14 protein-coding genes and 1 tRNA gene are annotated in these 16,278 nt (G+C 54.2%); 5 read left to right on the forward strand and 10 right to left on the reverse strand.

All coding sequences use genetic code 11. From position 1 onward, the window contains the following. Window positions 1-117 precede the first annotated feature (117 nt). On the reverse strand, window positions 118-1,320 hold the full coding sequence (locus tag ACG0Z5_RS22160; protein ID WP_319786279.1) for a NupC/NupG family nucleoside CNT transporter: 1,203 nt from the start codon (window positions 1,318-1,320) through the stop codon (window positions 118-120). Window positions 1,321-1,673: 353 nt separating this feature from the next. Here ACG0Z5_RS22160 and ACG0Z5_RS22165 point away from each other — a divergent pair, with 353 nt between their 5' ends. Further along, a complete protein-coding gene (locus tag ACG0Z5_RS22165; RefSeq protein WP_319628775.1) occupies window positions 1,674-2,912 on the forward strand; it encodes an Nramp family divalent metal transporter in 1,239 nt (412 codons plus the stop codon). Between the two features lie 56 nt (window positions 2,913-2,968). Here the strand turns inward: ACG0Z5_RS22165 and ACG0Z5_RS22170 are convergent, their stop codons facing one another. Next, window positions 2,969-3,322 carry a DUF2502 domain-containing protein gene (locus ACG0Z5_RS22170; protein ID WP_394451254.1) on the reverse strand — a complete coding sequence of 118 codons (354 nt, stop codon included), beginning with the start codon at window positions 3,320-3,322 and terminating at the stop codon, window positions 2,969-2,971. Window positions 3,323-3,447: 125 nt separating this feature from the next. Continuing rightward, window positions 3,448-4,446 carry an L-glyceraldehyde 3-phosphate reductase gene (gene mgrA / locus ACG0Z5_RS22175; protein WP_394451256.1) on the reverse strand — a complete coding sequence of 333 codons (999 nt, stop codon included), beginning with the start codon at window positions 4,444-4,446 and terminating at the stop codon, window positions 3,448-3,450. A gap of 174 nt (window positions 4,447-4,620) precedes the next feature. On the opposite strand from mgrA, the gene ACG0Z5_RS22180 reads away from it, so the two are divergent. Continuing rightward, on the forward strand, window positions 4,621-6,282 hold the full coding sequence (locus tag ACG0Z5_RS22180) for an alpha-keto acid decarboxylase family protein (protein ID WP_394451258.1): 1,662 nt from the start codon (window positions 4,621-4,623) through the stop codon (window positions 6,280-6,282). Between the two features lie 3 nt (window positions 6,283-6,285). Here the strand turns inward: ACG0Z5_RS22180 and ACG0Z5_RS22185 are convergent, their stop codons facing one another. Continuing rightward, on the reverse strand, window positions 6,286-7,521 hold the full coding sequence (locus ACG0Z5_RS22185; RefSeq protein ID WP_394451260.1) for an ion channel protein: 1,236 nt from the start codon (window positions 7,519-7,521) through the stop codon (window positions 6,286-6,288). A 204-nt stretch (window positions 7,522-7,725) separates the two neighbouring features. Between ACG0Z5_RS22185 and glk the strand changes: the two genes are divergently transcribed. Continuing rightward, window positions 7,726-8,691: a glucokinase gene (glk, locus tag ACG0Z5_RS22190; RefSeq protein WP_394451262.1), complete on the forward strand. Its 966-nt coding sequence runs from the start codon at window positions 7,726-7,728 to the stop codon at window positions 8,689-8,691. 44 nt (window positions 8,692-8,735) lie between these two features. Here the strand turns inward: glk and ACG0Z5_RS22195 are convergent, their stop codons facing one another. Both ACG0Z5_RS22195 and ACG0Z5_RS22200 read right to left on the reverse strand, forming a co-directional pair. Beyond that, the gene (locus tag ACG0Z5_RS22195) at window positions 8,736-9,470 is read right to left on the reverse strand and encodes a LytR/AlgR family response regulator transcription factor (RefSeq protein ID WP_394451264.1); all 735 of its coding nucleotides are present in this window, start codon (window positions 9,468-9,470) and stop codon (window positions 8,736-8,738) included. Window positions 9,471-9,479: 9 nt separating this feature from the next. Continuing rightward, window positions 9,480-11,177, reverse strand: coding sequence for a LytS/YhcK type 5TM receptor domain-containing protein (locus tag ACG0Z5_RS22200; RefSeq protein ID WP_394451266.1), 1,698 nt, complete (start codon window positions 11,175-11,177; stop codon window positions 9,480-9,482). A gap of 387 nt (window positions 11,178-11,564) precedes the next feature. On the opposite strand from ACG0Z5_RS22200, the gene alaC reads away from it, so the two are divergent. Continuing rightward, window positions 11,565-12,776, forward strand: coding sequence for an alanine transaminase (alaC, locus tag ACG0Z5_RS22205; protein ID WP_394451268.1), 1,212 nt, complete (start codon window positions 11,565-11,567; stop codon window positions 12,774-12,776). A gap of 71 nt (window positions 12,777-12,847) precedes the next feature. Here the strand turns inward: alaC and ypdK are convergent, their stop codons facing one another. From ypdK to ACG0Z5_RS22225, 4 genes are all read right to left on the reverse strand, one after another. Continuing rightward, window positions 12,848-12,919 carry a membrane protein YpdK gene (gene ypdK / locus ACG0Z5_RS22210; protein WP_110509655.1) on the reverse strand — a complete coding sequence of 24 codons (72 nt, stop codon included), beginning with the start codon at window positions 12,917-12,919 and terminating at the stop codon, window positions 12,848-12,850. Window positions 12,920-13,312: 393 nt separating this feature from the next. Further along, entirely contained in the window at window positions 13,313-14,113 is an 801-nt protein-coding gene (locus ACG0Z5_RS22215; protein WP_394451270.1) for a hypothetical protein, read from the reverse strand. 140 nt (window positions 14,114-14,253) lie between these two features. Then, window positions 14,254-14,328 (reverse strand) — tRNA-Arg (locus ACG0Z5_RS22220). 88 nt (window positions 14,329-14,416) lie between these two features. Beyond that, the gene (locus ACG0Z5_RS22225; RefSeq protein WP_394451272.1) at window positions 14,417-15,334 is read right to left on the reverse strand and encodes a formate/nitrite transporter family protein; all 918 of its coding nucleotides are present in this window, start codon (window positions 15,332-15,334) and stop codon (window positions 14,417-14,419) included. A 169-nt stretch (window positions 15,335-15,503) separates the two neighbouring features. Here ACG0Z5_RS22225 and mlaA point away from each other — a divergent pair, with 169 nt between their 5' ends. Further along, window positions 15,504-16,259: a phospholipid-binding lipoprotein MlaA gene (mlaA, locus tag ACG0Z5_RS22230; protein WP_319628786.1), complete on the forward strand. Its 756-nt coding sequence runs from the start codon at window positions 15,504-15,506 to the stop codon at window positions 16,257-16,259. Window positions 16,260-16,278: the final 19 nt, after the last annotated feature.

A 16,278-nucleotide genomic window follows, 5' to 3' on the forward strand; every position in this document is an offset into this window, starting at 1 on the left:
AGAGCGAAGTTACCCTCGGGAATTGAAAGTAAAAGCCCAGAAATATCCGACAAGAAAAAATGCTGATCACCTTAAGTGACCAGCATTAGGACATTGCCCGGCTCTTTTGCCCGTTTTTTACAGAACCAGCGCTGCGATGGACGCAGACAGCACGCTCACCAGGGTAGAACCGTAAACCAGTTTCAGGCCGAAGCGTGAAACCACGTTACCCTGCTCTTCGTTCAGACCTTTAATCGCACCGGCGATGATACCGATGGAAGAGAAGTTGGCGAAGGAAACCAGGAAGATGGACAGGATACCTTCTGCACGCGGAGACAGCGTGCTGGCCACTTTCTGCAGATCCATCATGGCAACAAATTCGTTAGAGACCATTTTGGTCGCCATAATACTGCCGACCTGCAATGCTTCGCTGGCAGGCACGCCCATCACCCAAGCCACTGGCCAGAAGATGTAGCCGAGGATCCCCTGGAAGGAGATACCGTGGCCAAACCAGCTGGTGACCGTGAAGAACAGGGCGTTCAGCGCAGCAATCAGGGCGATGAAGCCGATCAGCATAGCGGAAACGATGATTGCCACTTTGAAGCCTGCCAGAATGTACTCGCCCAGCATTTCAAAGAAGCTCTGACCTTCGTGCAGATTAGACATCTGCAGATTCTCTTCACTCTGCTCAACGCGATACGGGTTGATGAGTGACAGAACGATAAAGGTGCTGAACATGTTCAGGACCAGTGCGGCAACCACATATTTCGGGTCCAGCATGGTCATGTACGCGCCGACGATGGACATCGATACGGTAGACATTGCGGTCGCCGCCATGGTGTACATGCGGTTGCGCGACATCTTACCGAGGATGTCTTTATAGGCGATAAAGTTTTCGGACTGACCGAGGATCAGGGAGCTAACCGCGTTGAAAGACTCCAGTTTACCCATACCGTTGACTTTAGACAGCACGGTACCAATTGCGCGAATCACAATCGGCAGAATACGGATGTGCTGCAAAATACCAATCAGTGCGGAAATGAATACAATCGGGCACAGCACTTTCAGGAAGAAGAATGCCAGGCCTTCATCGTTCATTTTACCGAAGACGAAATTTGTCCCTTCGTTAGCAAATCCGAGAAGTTTTTCGAACATCTCGGAGAATCCTTTCACAAATCCCAGGCCGACATCTGAGTTCAGGAAGAACCAGGCCAGCAGGACTTCAATAACAAGCAATTGAATCACATAGCGAATGCGGATCTCTTTACGATTGTGACTGACCAGCAACGCCAGAATCGCAACCACGGCAAGCGCGAGGACAAAGTGTAGAACGCGGTCCATATTTGCTCCAAATATGAGGCAGGTTAAATTTCCGTGCACATTCTATGCAACAACATAAAAGAAAACGAGATCCATGCCTCACTATAGTTAGAACCTGTGAGCAATCTCAAAAAAGGTGATCAACCATACAAATCTGTTATGTTATGTAAAGGTGTTAAAAGTTGCGTTAATGTACTAGTCTGACTGGTAAAGCATCCTGACGGTACTCTTCCCGATAACATGGCTGTTGCTTGACCCGCAGCTATCGTTTCCATCTATCAGAGAAATCATTATCACCATACCAAATGAACTTGATAATCATTCTCATTTTGATAAAGTGAAACATAGCAAATGCTATATTCCAGAGGCAGAAAATGACAAACAGTCGCGTTGAGAGTAGCAGCAGTCGCGCAGCGCGCAAGATGCGGTTTGCATTAATGGGGCCTGCGTTCATTGCTGCCATTGGTTATATCGATCCGGGCAACTTTGCTACCAATATTCAGGCGGGTGCCAGTTACGGCTATCAACTGCTGTGGGTCGTCGTTTGGGCCAACCTGATGGCGATGCTGATCCAGGTCTTGTCTGCCAAGCTGGGGATTGCCACCGGCAAAAACCTGGCCGAACAAATTCGTGACCACTATCCGCGCCCGCTGGTGTGGATCTATTGGGTACAGGCAGAAATTATCGCCATGGCGACCGATCTGGCCGAATTCATTGGCGCGGCGATTGGTTTCAAACTCATTCTCGGCGTTTCGTTGTTGCAGGGCGCGGTGCTAACCGGGGTCGCGACCTTCCTGATCCTGATGTTGCAAAGCCGTGGACAGAAGCCGCTGGAGAAAGTGATCGGCGGTCTGCTGCTGTTTGTCGCGGTGGCGTACATTGTGGAGCTGATTTTCTCTCAACCTGCGCTGGCGCCGTTGGCAAAAGGGATGATTATTCCCTCTCTGCCGACATCAGAAGCAGTGTTCCTTGCGGCGGGGGTGCTCGGCGCCACCATCATGCCGCACGTGATTTATCTGCACTCCTCATTGACCCAACATCTTCATGGCGGCTCGCGGCAGGAACGCTACAGTGCCACAAAATGGGATGTGGGGGTGGCGATGACCATTGCCGGGTTTGTTAATCTGGCGATGATGGCGACCGCAGCGGCGGCGTTTCACTTCAACGGCCATACCGGTATTGCCGATTTGGATCAGGCTTATCTGACACTCGAGCCATTGCTGAGCCACGCCGCCGCCACGATATTCGGTCTGAGCCTGGTGGCTGCCGGGCTGTCGTCAACCGTCGTTGGGACGCTGGCCGGGCAGGTGGTGATGCAGGGCTTTATCCGTTTCCACATTCCGCTGTGGTTTCGTCGGGCGGTAACCATGCTGCCCTCGTTTGTGGTTATCCTGCTCGGATTGGATCCCACGCGAATACTGGTGATGAGCCAGGTGTTACTCAGCTTTGGTATTGCGCTGGCGCTGGTGCCGTTGCTGCTGTTTACCAGCGATAAAAAATTGATGGGCGACCTGGTGAATACCCGACTCGTGAAACGCACGGGATGGGTTATCGTGGCACTGGTCGTGGCGTTGAACGGCTGGCTGCTGGTAGGTACATTGCTGGGGTTGTAAAGCGCTATGCTATGTTGTGTAGCAAGCAATGAGAAAGCAGCCCGAAGGCTGCTTTTTTAATGGTGTCCGTGGCCATGTCCGTGCCCGCCACGGCCCGGGCCGCGACCCCAACCGCCGCGGCGGTCATCGCGATCGTTCCAGCCTTCGCGGTAACCCCGTTCATAGGCGTTACGTTTGTCCCAACCACGGTGCCTGCCGTTATCATGACGATGCCAGCGCGAATCGCGCCATTCATAGTTACGACGCCAGTAGTCGCGGTCGCGCCAGCCGCCGCCGTCCCAGTAGTTACCGTAATTGTCGCGATCGCCAATTTGTAATTTAACCGATGGCAGCAGGGTGATTTCGCCTGCATTCGCCACCATTGGGGCACTTGCCAGTAATACTGCAGCCAGAATCAGTGACCTGAACATGGCGTTTCTCCTCACTATCGGGGCCTAAGTGGGCCTGTTAACGCAATCTTACGAGGTGTTACAACTGCGTAGGATTGGAGCAACTCCTAAAACCCAGGTCACAGCACTTTTTGCTAAAAATGGCGTTATTTTGTTCCGTTCAGAATGGCGTCGATGGCGGCAATTTCCTGTTCCGTGAACTGACGATGACTCAACATACCGACCGCATCATCAAGCTGTGAGGTCTTGCTGGCGCCAATCAGTACCGACGTGATTTTTCCATTACGCAATACCCAGGCCAGCGCCATTTGTGACAACTTTTGACCGCGTGACTTTGCAATCTCATTCAGCTGGCGCACTTTACCGAGCTTCTCTTCGGTGATGCTATCCGCGCTGAGGAACTTGCTTCCGCTGGCAGCACGTGAATCTGCCGGGATCCCGTTCAGATATCGATCGGTTAGCTGTCCGCCCGCCAGGGGAGAGAAGGCAATCGAGCCGACGCCTTGCTCCTGCAATAGATCGGTCAGGCCCTGTTCCACCCAACGTTCGAACATCGAGTATTTCGGCTGGTGGATAAGGCACGGCGTACCCAGATCCTGCAAAATCGCCAATGCTTCGCGAGCGCGATCGGCCGGGTAATTGGAAAGCCCGACATACAGGGCTTTACCCTGGCGCACTACGTGATCCAGTGCGCGCATGGTTTCTTCCAGCGGCGTATCCGGGTCAGGGCGGTGATGATAGAAAATATCGACATACTCCAGCCCCATGCGTTTCAGGCTCTGGTCGAGGCTGGCAATCAGGTACTTACGTGAGCCCCAGTCGCCGTAAGGGCCATCCCACATGGTGTAACCGGCTTTAGTGGAAATGATCAGCTCATCGCGATACGGCAAAAAATCTTCGCGCAGGATCCGGCCAAAATGGCTCTCGGCTGAGCCTGGTGGTGGGCCGTAGTTATTGGCCAGGTCAAAATGGGTGATCCCGAGATCGAACGCATGGCGCAGCAGTTGGCGGCTAGTTTCCACTAGCGTTTCATCGCCGAAGTTGTGCCAAAGGCCCAGTGAAATGGCGGGGAGCTTGAGTCCGCTTCGGCCACAGCGATGGTATTCCATCGTCTCGTAGCGCGTCGGATTTGCCTGATAAACCATCAAAACCTCCAGTAGGGACAGGGTGTGTATACGTTTACACTAATCAATGTTGCTCTGGACGTACACTCTTTCACGCTGTAAATCCTGCTTTCCACTAACAAATTCTTATCCTTCTGGACAGACTTCGCGCATCTCTAATACTCAGAATATCTATGCGGCGAAAGGAAGATGACTATGCAATCGAATTACACAATCGCGGATTATCTGGTGGATCGTCTTGCCGGATGCGGTATCGACCATATGTTCGGCGTGCCGGGCGATTATAATTTGCAGTTTCTCGACAGTGTCATCGACCATCCGAGCCTGTGCTGGGTGGGCTGTGCCAATGAGTTGAATGCGGCCTACGCGGCGGATGGATACGCCAGGGTGCATGGGGCGGGCGCATTGTTGACGACCTACGGGGTCGGAGAGCTGAGCGCACTGAACGGGGTGGCCGGGAGCTATGCCGAATATGTTCCGGTACTGCATATCGTGGGCGCACCGGGAACCGGCAGCCAGCAGCGCGGGGAACTGCTACACCACACCCTGGGCGACGGTGATTTCGGCCATTTTTTTGAAATGAGTATTCCGTTGAGCGTGGCCCGGGCAAAACTGACCGCCAGCAATGCCTGCCAGGAGATCGACCGCGTCCTGCGGGAAATGCTCACCGCGCGCCGCCCGGCGTATCTGATGCTGCCTGCTGATGTCGCCAAAGCCCCGGCTATCGTGCCGCTGAACGTGCTTACCGTGCAGCCTGCTGAGATTGATGACAATGCACTGGCGGCGTTTATCGCTGCGGCAAGAGAGATGCTGACTCCGTGCAAACGCGTGGCGATGCTGGCAGATTTTCTCGCCCAGCGTTATGGCCTGCAGCCGATGCTGCGGAACTGGGTGTCCTCCCAGCCGCTGGCATTTGCGACGCTGTTGATGGGCAAAGGGCTTTTTGATGAGCACCAGCCGGGCTATGCAGGTACTTACAGCGGGGCCGCCAGTCTTGATAGCACCCGCGTCGCTATCGAAGATGCCGACGCCATTTTGTGTATCGGTACCCGCTTTACCGACACCATTACCGCCGGGTTTACCCAATCCATTCCGCCCGAAAAAACCATTGAGCTGCAGCCGTTCTCGGCTCGGGTCGGCAAACGCTGGTTCAGCGGGCTGCCGATGGAGCAGGCCGCATGGGCGCTGCAATCGCTCTGCGCAGAGTTGTGTGCCGACTGGAAAACACCTGCATCGCGAGCGCAAGCGGCTCCGGGGAAATACAGTGCCACACTGACCCAGGACAGTTTCTGGCAGATACTCCAGGACGCACTCCAGCCGGGCGATATTATTCTGGCCGATCAGGGGACCGCTGCGTTTGGCGCGGCAGCTCTGACCCTGCCAGCGGATGCCATGCTGATTGTTCAGCCGCTGTGGGGGTCGATTGGCTTTACGCTGCCCGCCGCGTTTGGCGCACAAACCGCGGCCCCGGAGCGACGCGTGGTGCTGGTGGTCGGTGATGGGGCAGCACAGTTGACGATTCAGGAGCTGGGCTCGATGCTGCGAGATGGTCAGACGCCGCTGATTTTGCTGTTGAATAATGACGGTTACACCGTCGAGCGGGCGATTCATGGGCCAGAACAGCGATACAACGATATCGCCCTGTGGAACTGGACTCAGTTACCTCAGGCGCTGAATCTGGACTGCCAGGCGCAGAGTTGGCGCGTGACGCAAACGGTGCAGTTGCGAGAAGTGCTGGAGCTGGCCTCCCGTCGCGAGAGGCTAAGCTTTGTGGAAGTGGTATTGCCGAAGCTGGAAATACCGGACCTGTTGCGGGCAGTCACGCAGGCGCTTGAAGCCCGCAACAGTGCGCAATAGCGATTATTCGCGAGGGGGTTTGGCCATCATCACCGGTTTGCCCGCCAGCAGAAGCCAGGCGGGCAGCATCACGATACACAACAGCGGCAGCAGGTTGGTGTCCGGCACGACCACGGCGGCCATGAACAGGCTCAGCCAGCCATCACGCGTTACAACCAGCACCAGCCCCATAATCGCGCAGGAAATGGTGATAGCCTCGGGGACGGCTTCGACGTGCGCATGCAGCATCAGCCCAAGAGCCACGGCGACAAACACCGCCGGGAAAATGCGCCCACCGCGAAAACCACTGGCGGCAGCAATCACCAGCGCCGCCAGTTTCATCACCGCAATAAACAGAAAATCGGTCGGGCCCAGCGTCTGGCTGAAAGCCAACTGCTGCATTTCATCCAGACCTTTGAACAAGGTGATCGGCCCACCACATGCACCGATCACCCCAAGCATAAAACCGCCTGCACCGAGAATAAGCACCGGGTGCTTCAGCTTGTGCATCAACGTATGCAGACGCGGCAGGCACCAGACCGCCACCATTCCCACCGCAATGGCAATTGCGGCGACCACCGCCCCGCTGAAAATATCGACCAGTCGCATATGGGTATATTGGGCGATAGGCAATGAAAATTGCGGATGGAAGAACAGGCTGGTCGTCAGCGCCCCGGACGCGGCGGCAATCAGCGGGGCGAACAGGCGATCCCATAGGGGCACGTCGTCACTGCCGCTCAGCATCTGCGAGAAAATCAGCGCGGCGGCGATAGGGGTGCCGAATAGCGCACCGATGGTTCCTGATGCCGCCAGAATGGTCCAGTCCATGGGGCCGACGCGCGGGAAGAAACGCGCCCCAAGGGCGACCGCCAGGGCGACGTTGACTGACATAATTGGATGTTCAGGGCCAAGGCTCACGCCGCCCGCCAGACCAATAATCAGCGCCAGAATTAAACCCGGCAGCGCGGAGGGGGGCACCGGAGCGCCAATCAACGGCTCGGTGGCCGGGTCGGGGCCTGCGTGGCCGGGGCTGTATCGAATCACCAAACCCACCGCAATGCCGGTGGCGGTCAGCATACCGATTATCCACAGGCTGGAGTCGACGTTAACCCCTAAACTGCCAGGTAGCGTAGACCACAGTAACTGCTGCATTACGGCGGCAATTTTCATCACAACCACCAGAATCAGACTGGAGGCAATACCAATTATCAGGGCGGGAACCGATAACAGCAGCATGGTTCTGGCTCGCGGATGGAGCATAGTGATTTCCTTTTTACTCTGAGCGCGCAACACTTTGCCGCCAAATGACGAAACCTGCATTGCAAATGGTGCTGAAACGGTAAAGTTATTGTGTGACCGGGATCGATTAATTGTGGGCACTGTCACCGTGGTCGTTGTTGTTATGCCGCCATGAATTTACAGTGTGCCAAAGACTTATTCTGACTTTAGCGGAGCAGTAACAGAATGACAAAGTTTGCATTAACAGGTGATGTAGGCGGGACCAATGCCCGTCTGGCGCTGGTCGATTTAGACAGCGGCGAAATTTCCCACGCCAAAACCTACTCCGGGCTGGATTACCCGAGCCTTGAAGCGGTAGTGCGCGTTTATCTGGATGAGCAAAAGCGGGATGTTAAAGAGGGCTGCATCGCGATTGCCTGCCCGATTACCGGCGACTGGGTGGCGATGACCAACCACACCTGGGCGTTCTCCATTGAAGAGATGAAGAAAAATCTCAACTTCACGCATCTGGAAATTATTAACGATTTTACCGCCGTATCGATGGCGATCCCGATGTTGAAGAAAGAGCATCTGATTCAATTCGGCGGCCGCGAGCCGGTGGAAGGCAAACCGATTGCTGTGTATGGCGCGGGCACCGGGTTAGGCGTGGCGCATCTGGTTCACGTCGATAAACGTTGGGTCAGCCTGCCGGGCGAGGGCGGTCACGTCGATTTCGCGCCGAACAGCGAAGAAGAAGGGATTATCCTGCAAGAGTTGCGTGCTGAATTGGGCCATGTCTCCGCCGAGCGTGTGCTTTCGGGCCCGGGCCTGGTGTATCTCTACCGTGCGATTGTGAAATCTGACGGTCGTCTGCCGGAGAATCTGCAGCCGAAAGATATCACCGAACGCGCGCTGGACGACTCCTGCACTGACTGCCGTCGGGCGCTGTCGCTGTTCTGTGTGATCCTTGGCCGTTTCGGTGGCAACCTGGCGCTGAACCTCGGCACCTTTGGCGGGGTATACATTGCCGGAGGCATCGTGCCGCGCTTCTTAGACTTCTTCAAAGCGTCCGGTTTCCGCGGTGGGTTCGAGGACAAAGGGCGTTTCAAATCCTACGTGCAGGATATTCCAGTGTACCTGATCGTACACGACAACCCGGGCCTGATCGGTTCCGGTGCGCATCTGCGTCAGTCGTTAGGTCACGTCCTCTAAGGTGAAACGCATTTGAAATGTGAAAGGCGCTTCGGCGCCTTTTTTTACAGATGCATTAGCTGGCGAAACTCTTTCACCTTGCTCCGACTCACCGGCACCTGAAAATCCAGATCCCGCAGTCGGAGGATATAGGTGTTATTGAACCACGGCTCTATCTCACGGATTTTATTAAGATTGACGCAGTACGAACGATGGCAGCGGAAGAAGTGCGCTGCCGGAAGCTTGCTGCAAAATTCGCTAATATTCATCGGCATCACCCACGACTCGCGTTTGGTATACACAAAGGTCATCTTCTCGTGCGCTTCCGCGTAATAGATATCGTGAATGGACGTGACGAAAATTTTGTCGTCGCGAACCAGGTTAATGGTATCGTTTTCACGCTGTGGGGCGACCGCGCTACTGGCTGCGCCGGACTGCTGTTGCCAGGCATTTTCCAGCTTGTGCAGCATCGTCTCAATTCGCGATTCCTGATACGGCTTGAGGATGTAATCAAACGCTTCCAGTTCAAACGCTTCCACCGCATGTTCTTTCCACGCGGTAATAAACACAATAAACGGCTTATGCGCGAACTGGCTGATATTCTGCGCCAGCAGCACACCGTCCAGCGAGGGAATGTTAATGTCGAGAAAAATGGCATCGACCCGGTTATGTTGCAGGAACTTCAGCACGTCCAGACCGTCGTCAAAGGTGCCGACAATCTCCATTTCGCTGTGCGCTTTAATCAGCCAGGTCAGCTCCTGCTGGGCCAGCACTTCATCTTCAACAATGATGACTTTCATTTAACGTCCTTATGACAGCAGGCCAGCGTTGGCCGTAACCGGCGTGCGCCGATTCGGCACGTAAAACGCAATCTCGGTACCGGGCTCCAGGCGACGAATATGAAGACCTTCGCCGTACAGGAGCGTCACGCGGTGATGCACGTTAAGCAGGCCGATTTTGTTGCCCGGCATTTCATTGGCTTCCACGCGGGCGATCACCGCCGGATCGATACCGTGTCCGGTATCCCGCACGCTTACCCGCACCCGATTGCCGCTTTCAGTGATACTCAGCGTGACCACGCCTTTGCCCTTACAGGGCTGAATGCCGTGGACAATCGCGTTTTCGACCAGCGGCTGGATAAGCAGGCTCGGGATCACGCAGTTCACTTCGTCATCAATGTCGTAAATCACCGTCAGCTTATCGCCAAACCGCGCCTGCTCGATGGCGATGTAATCTTTGATTTGATACAGCTCTTTGCGAATGTCGATCTGCTCGTCGTCTTTCAATTCAATGTTATAGCGCAGATAGCGTGACAGGTTGAAAATCAGCTGCCGAGCGGTGTCTGGATTGAGGCGAATAGACGAGGAAATGGCGTTGAGCGCATTGAACAGGAAATGGGGATTAATCTTGCTTTGCAGCGCCCGCAGTTCTGCCTTATTTGCCATCTCGCGCAGCTGTTCGGCACGGGAGACTTCCAACTGGGTGGAGATAATCTGCGACAGGCCGACCGCCATCTCCTGCAACGAGGAGGTGATCTGGTGGGCGGGACGGTAATAGATTTTTAGCGTGCCGGTGACGACGCCTTTTTCCCACAACGGGATAATCATCAGGGAGTGGATCTCCGGCGTGCGATAGGCCACGTCATCATTGCGGATAATGATTTTTCCGTCGCTTAGCGCCTGGCGAGTACGCGGACTAATCCCCAAATCATTCAGTTTGTAATTTTTCTCGCCAAGGCCGACGTAGGCCAGCACTTTCTCATTATCGGTAATCGCCACCGCATCGGCGTGAATATCTTTGCGGATGATGTCGCACACCTGGCGCAGAGATTCGCTGTTCACGTTGCGAAACAGCGGCAGGGTTTTGTTGGCTATCTCCAGCGCCAGCTTGGCCTGTCTCGCGGCGATGGCTTCTTTCTCCCCTTCGACGCTGCGAACCAGCAGCACGATAAAACCAATGCAGACGCTGCCGAGGATCATCGGCACGCCGATTTTAGACACGATGTCGAGCCCGAGTGAGACAGTCGGTGCCCAGACCACCACGAGGATCATGGTCAGCGTTTCGCACAGCATCCCGGCCAGAATGCCGACGCGCCAGTGCTGGGCTTTGGGAATTTTGCGGTTGATCCAACCGGAGAGTAGCCCGGCGACAATGCTGGTGATAAAGCACGGCACCGCCGTTACGCCGCCAATGTCGATCAGATAGCGGTGCGTACCGGCAATCAAACCGGTGATAGCCCCGACCCACGGGCCGAACAGAATGCCACCGGACATCACCGCAATCACGCGGACGTTGACCAGCGAACCTTCGACGTGCACCCCGGACCAGGTGCTGAACAGCGCGAACAGGGAGAAGATGGCGGTGACGGCCAGAAGCTCTTTCGGCGTATGCGCCGACTTATGCAGCAGCTCGCGGAACAGGCGGATGCGGATAAGGAAAAACAGGCAAATCAGCATCAAGGCAGCCCTGTCAAAGACTGCCAGCAGCATGTTAAAGATGTCGTGCATGAGTACGCCGTATGTATCACTGAAAGTAATATGATAAAAAACCTGGCGGGGGATAGCCAGCTATCATGCGCCATGTGGAACAGGGAAAAGACGTACTTTTAAAAGGGGATTAATCGCCGCGGGCCGAAATTAGCTGTGATAAAGGCGAAGGCGACGATTTCCAGGTAAATCAAATGATATCAATATGTAAAGCAATGCCGACAATAATATTCATAACGGGCAGCGCGAATTGCATTGTTCCGGTCATCACTTCCTCATTTAAGCCCTGAGATTATTTTTCACTCAGCCCCTCGACAGCAGGAAAATATTCAGGTTATTTTCAAGGCATGCCACACAGGTGGCAACGTCGCTCGGACGGTCCGGGCGCTCACGTTATCCGAGGAATCTATGGCTGAGTTCAGTCCTGAACGCCGTTTTACACGCATTGACAGGCTTCCCCCCTACGTATTCAACATCACCGCTGAACTGAAGATGGCTGCGCGTCGGCGCGGCGAAGATATCATCGATTTCAGCATGGGGAATCCTGACGGCGCGACGCCGCCACACATCGTGGAAAAACTCTGTACCGTGGCCCAGCGCCCGGACACCCACGGCTACTCCACTTCACGCGGCATTCCACGCCTGCGCCGGGCGATTTCGCGCTGGTATCAGGACCGCTATGACGTGGAGATCGACCCTGAAACCGAAGCCATTGTTACCATCGGCTCGAAAGAGGGGTTGGCGCACCTGATGCTGGCCACGCTCGATCATGGCGACACCGTACTGGTGCCAAACCCAAGCTATCCCATCCATATTTATGGGGCAGTGATCGCCGGGGCGCAGGTTCGTTCTGTGCCGTTGGTGGAAGGCGTTGATTTCTTCAATGAGCTGGAACGCGCCATTCGCGAAAGTTACCCCAAACCTAAAATGATGATTTTGGGTTTTCCGTCGAACCCTACCGCGCAGTGCGTGGAGCTGGATTTCTTCGAAAAAGTGGTCGCACTGGCGAAACGCTACGACGTGCTGGTGGTCCACGATCTGGCCTATGCTGACATCGTATTTGACGGCTGGAAAGCGCCGTCAATTATGCAGGTTCCCGGCGCGCGCGATGTGGCGGTTGAGTTCTTCACCCTGTCCAAAAGTTACAACATGGCAGGCTGGCGTATCGGCTTTATGGTCGGTAACTCGGTGCTGGTTAACGCCCTGGCGCGTATCAAAAGCTATCACGATTATGGCACCTTCACTCCGTTGCAGGTGGCGGCGATTGCGGCCCTCGAAGGCGATCAGCAGTGTGTGCATGACATAGCCGAACAGTATAAGCGTCGTCGTGACGTGCTGGTCAAAGGCCTGCATGAAGCCGGGTGGATGGTCGAAATGCCGAAGGCGTCGATGTATGTGTGGGCGAAAATTCCGGAGCAGTACGCGGCGATGGGGTCGCTGGAATTTGCCAAGAAAATGCTACAGGAAGCGAAAGTCTGCGTCTCGCCGGGGATTGGGTTCGGCGACTACGGTGACACGCATGTGCGCTTCGCCCTGATTGAGAACCGCGACCGTATCCGCCAGGCCATCCGCGGCATCAAAGCGATGTTCCGCGCCGACGGTTTATTGCCTGCGAATTAATAAATGACAGGTAGTTTACGATCAAAAACAGGAGCCATTTGGCTCCTGTTTTTTTTACTGCAAGCTCAGGGTTAAACCATCAGGGCGAAGGTGCCTGCCCAGACGATGACCATAAAAGAGATGCCCATAATAAAATATTTCACGTCACATCACTCCGCGTATTACGTGATACGCCCAAATGAAAACAATCCTGACTGAGTATAGAGAGCTGACACCGCCTCGAATAAAATTGGGATTTGTCCCGTTTTACCCTTCGGCACCACCTCAAAATTCTGTGCTTCATGTGCTACAGACGGCGCTAATGTACGCTTAAAAATGGAGGGTGACAAGTATGATTTTTTTATTAATTTTTAGTTACTTACGACTGTCGTGAAACGGCGACACATTAATTTCATTGTGCAATAAATGCAGATTTAGCGACGGTAAAATGAACCACAAAACGGGCAGGTAGTACCACATTGAAATTATAGGGTTTTTAAAGAAAAAGAGGGGCGGGCAGCAAGGAGCTGACCGCCTGCCGGAATCAGTCCGGCGCGTTAGAACTGATATTTATAGGCGATTTTAAAACGCTTATCGGCATCCGCAATGTAGGTATTATTGTCCTGGATGTAGGTAAACGCACTGACAGAGTTGTGCTTATCGAAGGAATAGCCCAGCCCGACCCCGGCGAAATAGCCTTTATAGTTATCACCGTCATCGTTTTTCGAGCCATAAGAGCCCGCAGCCACACTGAGTAAGCGCAAATTGCTGGTCAAAGGCTTCAGCATAAAGAGCCCGATGTAGCCGCTGCTGCCCGACGTGTCCATCAAGTCAAAACCATTTTCCTCTGACGGGGAGCCACTAAAACCAGGCTGAGCACAGGCTTTATTTTTACCTTTATCGCAGCCAAAGGTGTCCCCGGTGTTGTAGGAGTATCCCGCCATCGGGAAGAACTGGAACCCGGCGGGTTCGAAACCAAAATAACTCAGGGGAATAAACGTTCCCAAAGAATAGTTGGTTTGCGATGCCCCGTTAGGGAGATCGTTTTTACCAAAGTTAAAGTTGAAAATACCAATCGGAAACAGCCACGAGCCGCCGACGCGCCACTCACTGGCGTCACTGTTGATTTTGACATTGATCTTTCGGGCTTCGTCCAGCGCCAGAGAACCGGAAAATTGCACGTCGCTGTCGTCCATGTCGAAGTTATCTGACCATGCCACGCCGACTTTGGTGGTGACTTTAGTCGGGTCGTCATCCGACTTTTCTTTATTCGTTTTAACGACGCCCGCCTGGGCCAGGGCAAGCGCCGGGAGTAGCCCGAAGGTAATGATGAATAAGGAACGTGTTTTGGTATACATAGAAATCCGGAGGGGCAAATAGGCCGCCAATGCGCGAAAACCCACCATCCTACACGCGGCGACAAGCCATACCGGAGGTTTAGATTTAAATCTTGATTTAGTTTTGGATGTTGATTTTTAAGAGGGGGGAGAGGGGCGAATGGTGTCCCCTGCAGGAATCGAACCTGCAACTAGCCCTTAGGAGGGGCTCGTTATATCCATTTAACTAAGGGGACGAAGCGGCACGAGTATAGCGTTTTTTAGCAGGCGCGTTAAGCACATAGCCAACTGACTGCTCAAAGTGTCGCCATCGCCCCCATTAAGTTAACCTTTTTCTTGTTCCTGGGCTTTGGCTTTGGCCTCGGCTTTGCGTTTGTTGCTCATGTCATTGCGAATTTGCGCGTGGCTCATGAGGGCAAAAATAAACGTCCCGCCGCAGATGTTTCCGGCCAGCGTCGGCAGGGCGAAAGGCCAGAAGAAGTCATGCCATTGCAGGGTGCCGCCGAACACCAGATAGAGAATTTCCACCGAGCCGACCACAATATGCGTGGTGTCGCCCAGCGCAATCAGCCAGGTCATCAGGATAATCACCACGATTTTGGCCGCACCAGCGGCGGGGAACATCCACACCATAGTGGCAATTAACCAGCCGGAAATAATGGCGTTGGCAAACATCTCAAGGGGCGAGTTTTTCATCACGTCCATGCCGATTTTGGTGAAAGCATCGCGGGTGGGTTCATCAAAAATAGGCATAAATTCGAAGGCCCAGGCGGCGACGCCGGTGCCGATGATATTCCCCAATAACACCACGCCCCACAGGCGCATGAGCAGAGCGAAATTTCCCACCGTCGGGCTTTGCATCACCGGCAAAACGGCAGTGACCGTGTTTTCAGTAAACAACTGCTGACGAGCCATAATCACGATGATAAAGCCAAAGGTATAACCGAGGTTCTCCAGCAAAAATCCGCCGGGTACGCCTTCCAGCTGCACGTGGAAAATCCCTTTTGCCAGCAACGAGGCTCCCATCGACAGCCCGGCCGCAATCGCCGACCACAGCAGGGCCATCGCATCGCGCTCAAGCTCTTTTTCACCATCCTGACGAATATGTTCATGAATGGCCATCGCCCTTGACGGCAGGCGGTCTTCATCGACTTCGATCTTATCGCCGCGCTGCTTCTCATCACTCTCGACTTCCAACTCTTCGGTATGGTTGTCGATTTTCTCTTTGTCTGTATTGTCCATCCGGCGCGTTACCTTAGTCTGTTGATCCTGGGTAAAGCGTAGCGGGTTTTATCGCGCCGCTCCTCACTCCAGAATCTTAATTTTGGCTTATGACATGAATAGCGATACGTCTATTTCAAAATATGTATAAAATCAGTAAGAGCAGTGATTTCTTTACAGGGAGATATTTATGAATTTTCGCCTGTCTGCGCTTGCGTTGAGCGCGACGCTGTTGGTGGGATGCGCCAGCACGGGTGATCAGCCAGAGGGGCGTTCGGATCCATTCGAAGGGTTTAACCGTACGATGTACGATTTCAACTTCAACGTGTTAGATCCGTATGTGCTTCGTCCGGTCGCTGTGGCGTGGCGAGACTATGTCCCGCAGCCTGCGCGTAACGGCATCGGCAACTTCACCAGCAACCTCGAAGAGCCTGCGATCATGGTCAACATGTTCCTGCAGGGCGACCCGTATCAGGGGATGGTTCACTTCACGCGCTTCTTCCTGAACACGGTGTTAGGGATGGGCGGTTTCATTGATGTCGCGGGTCTGGCTAATCAGAAACTGCAGCGTGTTCAGCCGCACCGTTTCGGCAGCACGATGGGGCATTATGGCGTGGGCTATGGCCCGTATCTGCAATTGCCGTTCTATGGCAGCTTCACCGTGCGTGAAGATGTTGGCGACATGGCGGATGACCTCTATCCGGTGCTGTCTTGGCTGACCTGGCCGATGTCTATCGGTAAATGGATGGTCGAAGGGGTTGAGACCCGTGCGCAACTGCTGAATTCCGATGGCCTGCTGCGCCAGTCGACGGACCCGTATATCACCGTGCGTGAAGCCTACTTCCAGCAGCATGACTTTATTGCCAACGGCGGTAAGCTGAGTACTGAAGATAACCCGAATGCCAAGGCAATCGAGGACGAGCTGAAAGATATCGACTCCCAGTAATCGGGGGAGGAAATAAAAA

Origin of the sequence: Scandinavium sp. M-37 (assembly GCF_043558715.1) — a bacterium.
In the GTDB taxonomy this organism is placed as follows: domain Bacteria; phylum Pseudomonadota; class Gammaproteobacteria; order Enterobacterales; family Enterobacteriaceae; genus Scandinavium; species Scandinavium vulneris_A.

Bases quoted from the DNA above. Each gene is read 5' to 3' on its own strand.
- mlaA (WP_319628786.1), top strand. From the start codon at position 15,504: ATGAATTTTCGCCTGTCTGCGCTTGCGTTGAGCGCGACGCTGTTGGTG.
- glk (WP_394451262.1), top strand. From the start codon at position 7,726: ATGACAAAGTTTGCATTAACAGGTGATGTAGGCGGGACCAATGCCCGT.
- ACG0Z5_RS22165 (WP_319628775.1), top strand. From the start codon at position 1,674: ATGACAAACAGTCGCGTTGAGAGTAGCAGCAGTCGCGCAGCGCGCAAG.
- mgrA (WP_394451256.1), bottom strand. From the start codon at position 4,446: ATGGTTTATCAGGCAAATCCGACGCGCTACGAGACGATGGAATACCAT.
- ACG0Z5_RS22215 (WP_394451270.1), bottom strand. From the start codon at position 14,113: ATGTATACCAAAACACGTTCCTTATTCATCATTACCTTCGGGCTACTC.
- ACG0Z5_RS22170 (WP_394451254.1), bottom strand. From the start codon at position 3,322: ATGTTCAGGTCACTGATTCTGGCTGCAGTATTACTGGCAAGTGCCCCA.
- ACG0Z5_RS22180 (WP_394451258.1), top strand. From the start codon at position 4,621: ATGCAATCGAATTACACAATCGCGGATTATCTGGTGGATCGTCTTGCC.
- ACG0Z5_RS22185 (WP_394451260.1), bottom strand. From the start codon at position 7,521: ATGCTCCATCCGCGAGCCAGAACCATGCTGCTGTTATCGGTTCCCGCC.
- ACG0Z5_RS22225 (WP_394451272.1), bottom strand. From the start codon at position 15,334: ATGGACAATACAGACAAAGAGAAAATCGACAACCATACCGAAGAGTTG.
- ACG0Z5_RS22195 (WP_394451264.1), bottom strand. From the start codon at position 9,470: ATGAAAGTCATCATTGTTGAAGATGAAGTGCTGGCCCAGCAGGAGCTG.
- ACG0Z5_RS22160 (WP_319786279.1), bottom strand. From the start codon at position 1,320: ATGGACCGCGTTCTACACTTTGTCCTCGCGCTTGCCGTGGTTGCGATT.
- ACG0Z5_RS22200 (WP_394451266.1), bottom strand. From the start codon at position 11,177: ATGCACGACATCTTTAACATGCTGCTGGCAGTCTTTGACAGGGCTGCC.
- alaC (WP_394451268.1), top strand. From the start codon at position 11,565: ATGGCTGAGTTCAGTCCTGAACGCCGTTTTACACGCATTGACAGGCTT.